This is a genomic window from Frankia sp. CeRuru1 (genome assembly GCF_977966315.1).
Window position 1 is genome coordinate 1 of the sequence record NZ_CDWWEW010000283.1, and the last position, 6820, is coordinate 6820.

The following is a 6820-nucleotide window of genomic DNA, read 5'->3' on the forward strand; positions in this document are numbered from 1 at the left end:
GTGCCACCGCCGCCACCGCCACCGCGGACACCTCCCGACCGGACGTCGCCCGCTTCTACCCCGACGCCGGCTCCAACCACGGCTTCGAGACCACCGTCATCACCAGCGCCGTCCCGCACACGGTGTGCGCCTACGCCACGAACGCCGGGCCCGACGGCCCCATCCGGCATCAGCTCGGCTGTGCCACCGTCTCCTGGCTCCCCTGACCGCTGCTGGTCCCCCTGACCGCATACACGGCACACTGACCGCACGCACAGCACACCAGCATGCCCCACGGGGACCGCACCCGGACCCGTCCAGTCATCCTGGCAGCCCATAAAACTTGACAGGGTTACATGGCGCTGTTTATCTCTGCATATTCGTGTGATGGAAGCCGGTGTGATTCCGGCATGGTCGCGCCACTGTGACCGGCCCGTCCGTCCTGGACGGTCTCGGAAGTCAGACCCATTACCCGAACCCGTCCTACCCGTGGAACGCGTGATTCCAGTGGAGGTTCTCCTCATGGCGCACCCCGCCGTCTCCCCCGCACCGCTCGCCCAGCCGGCACTGCCGACCCTGCCGACCATCCCGCTGCGTGAGCTGGTGCCCTTCCTGCTCTTCGGCGGGCTGCTGGCGCTGCTCGGGCTGTACTTCGTCGGCGCCGAGCAGGGCGCGCTGTCAATCTTCGGCGGGAACTACGTCCACGAGTTCGTGCACGACGCCCGCCACCTGCTCGGCTTCCCCTGCCACTGACGCCACTGACGCCTCCTCCCGCTCTGTTCCAGCAAGGAGACGCTGTGGCACGAACACTGTTGATCCGTGGCATGCTCGTCGGTCTGGTCGCCGGCGTGCTCGCCTTCATCGTCGCGAAAACCCTCGGCGAGAGCCAGATCGGTCACGCGATCACCTTCGAGTCGGCGGGCGAGAGCTCCACTCATGCGCACGAGGCGGTGGGTCTCGCCGCTCACGCGCACGCGCACGAGGAGTCCGAGCCGGTGTCCCGGACCGTGCAGTCGACGCTCGGTCTGTTCACCGGTCTGCTGCTCTTCTCCGTCGCCATCGGCGGCATGTTCGCCCTGGCGTATGCGTGCGTGCAGGGCCGCCTAGGCGCCCTCGGACCCCGGGGGACGGCCGCCCTGGTCGCCCTCGCCGGGTTCACCGCGGTCTACCTCCTGCCCGATCTGAAGTACCCGGCGAATCCCCCCGCGATCGGCAATCCCGACACGATCGGCCGGCGGACCGTCCTGTACTTCCTCATGATCCTGATCTCGGTGATCGTCGTGGTCGGGACGGGTGTGGCCGCGCGGCGGCTCACCGGTCGGCTCGGCGGCTGGAACGCGACGATCGCCGCCGTCGTCGGCGGGCTGGTGGTCCTGGGCGTCGTCTACGCCGTCCTGCCCCGCGTGCACGAGACGCCGGAGGGCTTCCCCGCCGACGTGCTGTGGCGGTTCCGGATCGCCTCGCTCGCCATCCAGGCGACCGTCTGGGCCGCCATCGGCCTGCTGTTCGGCGCGTTGACCGAACGCGCGTTCCGACGTGCCGCGGCCCCCACCAGCGCGATCGGTGCGATCGGTGCGATCGGTGCGGCTGGCCCTGGTTAGTTGCGCGCCGACCGCGGCCCTGCGGGCCGCCCGGTTCCCTGTCGACGAACCTCTCGACGCCGACGGGCTGCGCCGAGCCGTCGGCGCCGCCGAGGCGGTCGCGGCCGGCGCGCTTCCCGCGACGGGACGGGTGCTCTGCGATGGATCCGCGCGGGCCTGTCAGACCGCCGCCGCCCTGGGCCTCGGTGCCCGCAAGGGGGATGTCACCATCCCCCGGGCCCCGGGCCCACCCGTCGTCCCCGAGGTGGATCCGGCCCTGCGCGACCTGGACGTCGGGACGTGGCGGGGGCGCAGCCTGGACGAGATTCCCCCGGACGAACTGCGCCGGTGGCACAGCGATCCGGCGGTGGCCCCGCCGGGCGGCGAATCCCTACTGAGCTTGCTCAGCCGCGTCGAGAACTGGCTGGCCCGGCGAAGCACCGAACTGGGCCACATCATCGCGGTGACCCATCCGGCGGTCATCCGGGGCGTGCTCGTGGCCGCCCTGCGCTGCCCGGTCGAGATGTTCTGGCGGATCGACGTCGCCCCGTTGACGGCGACCCTCCTGCACCGTCGGATCGGCGCGGGCGGTCATGACGGCACGACCGGCACTCAGCCGAAAACGGAGGGTGCCGCGACCGGAACCAGGACCGCGACCAGGACCGGAACCGACTGGACCTTGACGCACGTCTGCCGCCCGCTCTAGCGAGATCCACCAGATCCGGCGTCCGCCGGCGTCGGCGTCAGGGTGTCGTGGCCAGCACGCCCGGATGCCGACAAATTTTTTAAATATTAAGAATTGTCAAGTTAGATCAGTTTCCCGGCCCGGCCGCGAGGCTGCCGCGGCCCCTTGACGCGCGGCACCGTCCGGATGGAATCATGGCCGTGGGCCCGAACCCCCAGATGGCCCCAGGTGAGAGGCGGTCGGGTGGGTAAGCACGCGAAACCGGTAGCCTGCCCGACCTGCAACGGCAGCGGGAAGATCACCGTGACCAGCGACGGCAAGAACGAGACCGTCTCCTGCGGCGTGTGCAAGGGCTCAGGGAAGGCGTGAGCGTCCGCCGGGTAAACCGCGAGGACTTCATCCCGGATGAAATCTGGGTCCGGGACGAGGACGGGTTCTTCTTGGTCCCGCTCCGGCGCCAGGATGATCCACAGCGGTGGTCGAAGCTGTGCCGCGGCGACGACGGGATCACGACGCAGGTCGACGACGGGACGGGCAGGTACGACGGTAGGGGCGTCATACCGACCAGTTCCAGCAGCGCGCCGTGGGTCATGGCCCGGATGCTTGACCTCCTCGATGTGCGGGACGGGATGAACGTCCTCGAGATCGGTACCGGGACCGGCTATAACGCGGCGCTGCTCGCCGAGCGGACCCCGACCGGCCAGATCACCACCATCGAGATCGATCCGGGAATCGCGGGGCATGCCCGCGCGGCCCTCGCCAGAATCGGCCGTCCGGTGACGGTGGTCGTCGGGGACGGCGCGGCGGGGTTTCCCGGTCGGGCTCCCTACGACCGGATCATCGCCACAGCGTCGGTGGTTACCGTTCCCTACCCCTGGATCATGCAGACCCGGCCGGGCGGGCGGATCGTGCTGCCGTTCACGAGCGAGTTCGGTGGGGCGCTGCTGTCATTGACCGTTGCGGACGGCACCGCCTCGGGCCATTTTCATGATGAGGCGGGTTTCATGCGGCTGCGCGGCCAGCGGGCCGACAAACCCGTCTGGTGGCTCGGCGAGGACGACGCCGATGTCAGAACAACCTGCCGGTATCTGGATGAGCCCTTCGGGGACGCCGCGGCCGGATTCGCGGTCGGCCTGTGGCTGCCCGGCTGCACCACCGGGCAGATCGAGGAAGGCGGCCCAGCGAAAACACTTCTGCTGTCCCACGCGGCGTCACAGTCGTGGGCGTCACTGACCGCCGGGTCGGACGGGCAGTCGGACGGGCACGAGGTCACCCAGTATGGGCCACGACGGTTGTGGGACGAACTCGAAATGGCCTACGACTGGTGGGTGAACGCAGGGCGGCCGTCTTGCACCCGCTTCGGGCTCACCGTCACCCCCGACGGTCAGACATCCTGGCTGGACTACCCGGAGCGGGTCATCCCGGCCTCCTGACCCCCGCGGACGAACCGCGCGACGGCGAACCGGCGCGACGGCGAATTACCGAGGATTGGTAACGGTCTCCGGCCTTGAGACCGCGCCCAACCCTCGGCAACTCTCTGTCATCCAACGATCGACGTCATCCAACGATCGACGTCGCCGACCATCGGTGCATCTCCGGGGTCAGCACCTCGGATCCCTGATCCCGGGCCCCGGGCGATCGGCGGCCCTTCACCGCTGCGGCATTACCGCGGCAGGCTGAGCCACCGGGCCCGCCGGCCGGCGGGCGGCGGTTGCTCGTCGGCAGGACCCGCGCCGACCGCGACCATGGGTGCGGGCACCCGCACCGGTACGTCCCACCGGCGACGCGGGCCGGTCCCGATGACCGCCGTCGGCAACGCGTCCATCGGGTCGACGAACCGGCCGGTCGACTCCTCAAGCACCCAAATGCGCGCGTCGGCGATGTCGAAGTACAGGCCGACGAGTTCTAGCGTGCCGCGTGCCAGGGCACGGCGCACGGCCGGATGCGCGCGCAGGTTCTCCAGCTGCTGCGCCACGTTGGCGCGGCCCAGCCTTTCCACCGGGAGCAGATCCTCCGTGCCGGCAGGGGGCGTCCGCTCAAGCGAGGCGGCGGCGTGCGACAGCCAGCCCGCCAGGGCCGAGTCGGGTGCGCCGTCAAGCGCGCCGGACAGCAACGCCTGCATGGCGCCACAGCTGGAATGGCCGCACACCACGAGCGAGGGCACCCGCAGGACGTCGACGGCGTAGTCCAGCGCGGCGGTCACCGACAGGTCGCCACCGCGTCGCAAGGGCGCGTCCGGGTCGGAGCCGGCGGGGTCGTCCACCGGGACGATGTTCCCGACATTACGAATCGTGAACAGGTCACCGGGACCGCTACTGGTGATGATGTTGGGAACAATGCGGGAGTCGGCGCAGGTGAGGAACAGGGCGCCGGGCTGCTGTCCCCCGGCGAGCTCGTCGAAGGTGCCCCGCAGGAGCGGGGCGGCCCGCCGGTGGAACTCGTTCACCCCGAGCAGCATTGTGCTGACGTGCTGGACCGTCAGGTCGGGGGAGGCCTGTGCCGGCACCGACACCGCCGGGGCCGACGCCGCCGGGTCCGGGTCCGGGTCCGGGTGGATCGCCGGCGGAACGACGCCGCCGGGCTGGGAATCCGAGGACCGCGACCCCGATGAATGGGAATCCGACGGTGGGGAATCCGACGACCGCGACCCCGACGAATGGGAACCCGACGGTGACGACGCGAGTTCCAGTTCCTGCCACTGCGACCAGGGCGCGAACCAGCGCGGGAGGTGCGGGACGACGGTGCGGCGCCGCTGCTCCGCGACCTCGGCCGGCCGGCGGAACCAGACCTGGCCGATCTCGTCGACGCTCACCGTTCCGCCGGACGCCTCGTGGTTCGCACACCAGCCACGCAGATGCTCATAGGCGGCGTGGTCAAGGTAGTCGACGATGAGTTCGATCGAGACAGGGGCACCGACGGGGATACGGCCCAGGATCCGCGCGAGGCGGGGCAGGGACAGGAAGCTCAGTGTCCCCTCGACTTCTACCTGCCAGAGCTCGCCGGTGCGGACCAGCCGGACACTCGACCACAGCACCCGGCGCAGGACCAGGGCGAGCGCGGTGAGCAGACCCAGGGCGACACCCTGCAGGAGGTCGAGGGCGACGACACCGACGATTGTCACCAGGTAGACGGGCAGCTCCCCGTGCCGGCGGACGTGGCGCAGATGCGCGACGTTGACCAGCCGCACACCGACGACGACGAGCAGGCCGGCGAGGGCGGACAGCGGGATCCACTCCACGGCACGGCCCAGGAATACGGCGAACAGCAGCACCCAGATGCCGTGCAGGACGGCAGACTTCCGGGTACGCCCACCGGAAGCGACGTTGGTGGAGCTGCGCACGATCACCCCGGTGATCGGCAGCCCGCCGACCAGGCCCGAGACGAGGTTCGCCGAGCCCTGCCCGAGCAGCTCGCGGTCGAGGTCGACGCGCGGCCCCCGCCAGCCTCGGGTGGTGGCAAGCTGGTCCACCGCGACGGCCGAGAGCAGGGACTCGACGCTGGCGACGATGGCCACGGTGACGATGCCCAGCGCGATGCCGGACCAGTCTCCGCGCGGGAGGCCCGGCAGGGCGACCGCGTCGAACAGGGACGAGGGCAGGTTGACCCTGGGCAGGTCGAAGCCCGCGACGGCGGCGAGCAGGGTGCCCGTCACGACCGCCGCGAGATAGGCGGGGATGGCTCGGATGGCGTTCGGCAGCCTCTTCGGCAAGCGGGGCCAGAGCAGGATCGTGGCGATGGTGACGAAGCCGACGAGGGTCGCGGAAACGTGCGGATCGACGATCGCCTCGGGCACTGCCGCGACGTTGTCCCAGGCGTGGCTCTCGGCCTGTCCGCCCAGCACCACGTGGAACTGGCCGAGGACGATCGTCAGCCCGATGCCGCCGAGCATCCCGTGGACGATGGCCGGCGAGACGGCCAGAGAGGCGCGGGCGACCCGGCAGAGCCCGAACAGGATCTGCAGGATCCCGGCCCCCACGGTGATCAGGCAGGTGACGCGCCACCCGTAGGTGTGGACGAGGTCGGCGACGATGACGGTCAGCCCGGCGGCCGGCCCGCTCACCTGCAACGGCGCACCGCCGAGGGCGCCGGCGACGACGCCACCGATCACCGCGGCGAGGAGACCCGCGGCGACCGGCGCCCCCGAGGCGACGGCGATGCCCAACGACAGGGGCAACGCCACGACGAACACGACCAGGGAGGCCTGGAGATCGGGGCGCAGGGGGCTGTGGTCACCCTGGGCCCGGCGCACGTGCTTGGCGGTGGACCCGGGCATGGGCGGCGAATGGCTGTGCCGGGACGGTGACGGCGGGGAAACCGAAGCGGTCATGGCATCCTCCTTGAGTTCGATGCGGCAGGACGGGTGTCTCGTCGGAGATCGACCCCGAGGTATCACCGTTGGGGACGGTTTGCCGGCGCCCGTCGGACACCGCGGTCCGACCACATCCGACGTCCATCCTGGACCCGCGGAAACAGAAAGTGACTGATGATGCACAGATCTCAACGCACGAGTCCACAGCTGAGTTTCCCTCTGTGACAGACGCCCCATTTATGAGTGACACTGGACACCTTCTGTGGC

The 6820-nt window shown here is 70.3% G+C and carries 7 protein-coding genes; 6 read left to right on the plus strand and 1 reads right to left on the minus strand.

Annotated features, from left to right (window positions below; translation table 11 throughout):
• From AC08OP_RS17920 to AC08OP_RS17945, 6 genes are all read left to right on the plus strand, one after another.
• Window positions 1-206: hypothetical protein (locus AC08OP_RS17920; protein WP_476615246.1), on the plus strand; the 206-nt coding region annotated here is incomplete at its 5' end.
• A 295-nt stretch (window positions 207-501) separates the two neighbouring features.
• A complete protein-coding gene (locus AC08OP_RS17925) occupies window positions 502-732 on the plus strand; it encodes a CbtB domain-containing protein (protein WP_462188974.1) in 231 nt (76 codons plus the stop codon).
• A 44-nt stretch (window positions 733-776) separates the two neighbouring features.
• A complete protein-coding gene (locus AC08OP_RS17930; RefSeq protein ID WP_476615247.1) occupies window positions 777-1580 on the plus strand; it encodes a CbtA family protein in 804 nt (267 codons plus the stop codon).
• Entirely contained in the window at window positions 1552-2265 is a 714-nt protein-coding gene (locus AC08OP_RS17935) for a histidine phosphatase family protein (RefSeq protein ID WP_476615248.1), read from the plus strand. Before AC08OP_RS17930 ends, AC08OP_RS17935 begins: the two co-directional genes overlap by 29 nt.
• 222 nt (window positions 2266-2487) lie before the next feature.
• A complete protein-coding gene (locus AC08OP_RS17940; protein WP_023842045.1) occupies window positions 2488-2613 on the plus strand; it encodes a hypothetical protein in 126 nt (41 codons plus the stop codon).
• Window positions 2610-3677 (plus strand): methyltransferase domain-containing protein, encoded by a 1068-nt coding sequence (locus AC08OP_RS17945; protein WP_476615249.1) that lies wholly within the window; start codon window positions 2610-2612, stop codon window positions 3675-3677. Before AC08OP_RS17940 ends, AC08OP_RS17945 begins: the two co-directional genes overlap by 4 nt.
• Before the next feature lie 230 nt (window positions 3678-3907).
• Here the strand turns inward: AC08OP_RS17945 and AC08OP_RS17950 are convergent, their stop codons facing one another.
• Window positions 3908-6571 carry a SulP family inorganic anion transporter gene (locus AC08OP_RS17950; RefSeq protein ID WP_476615250.1) on the minus strand — a complete coding sequence of 888 codons (2664 nt, stop codon included), beginning with the start codon at window positions 6569-6571 and terminating at the stop codon, window positions 3908-3910.
• Window positions 6572-6820: the final 249 nt, after the last annotated feature.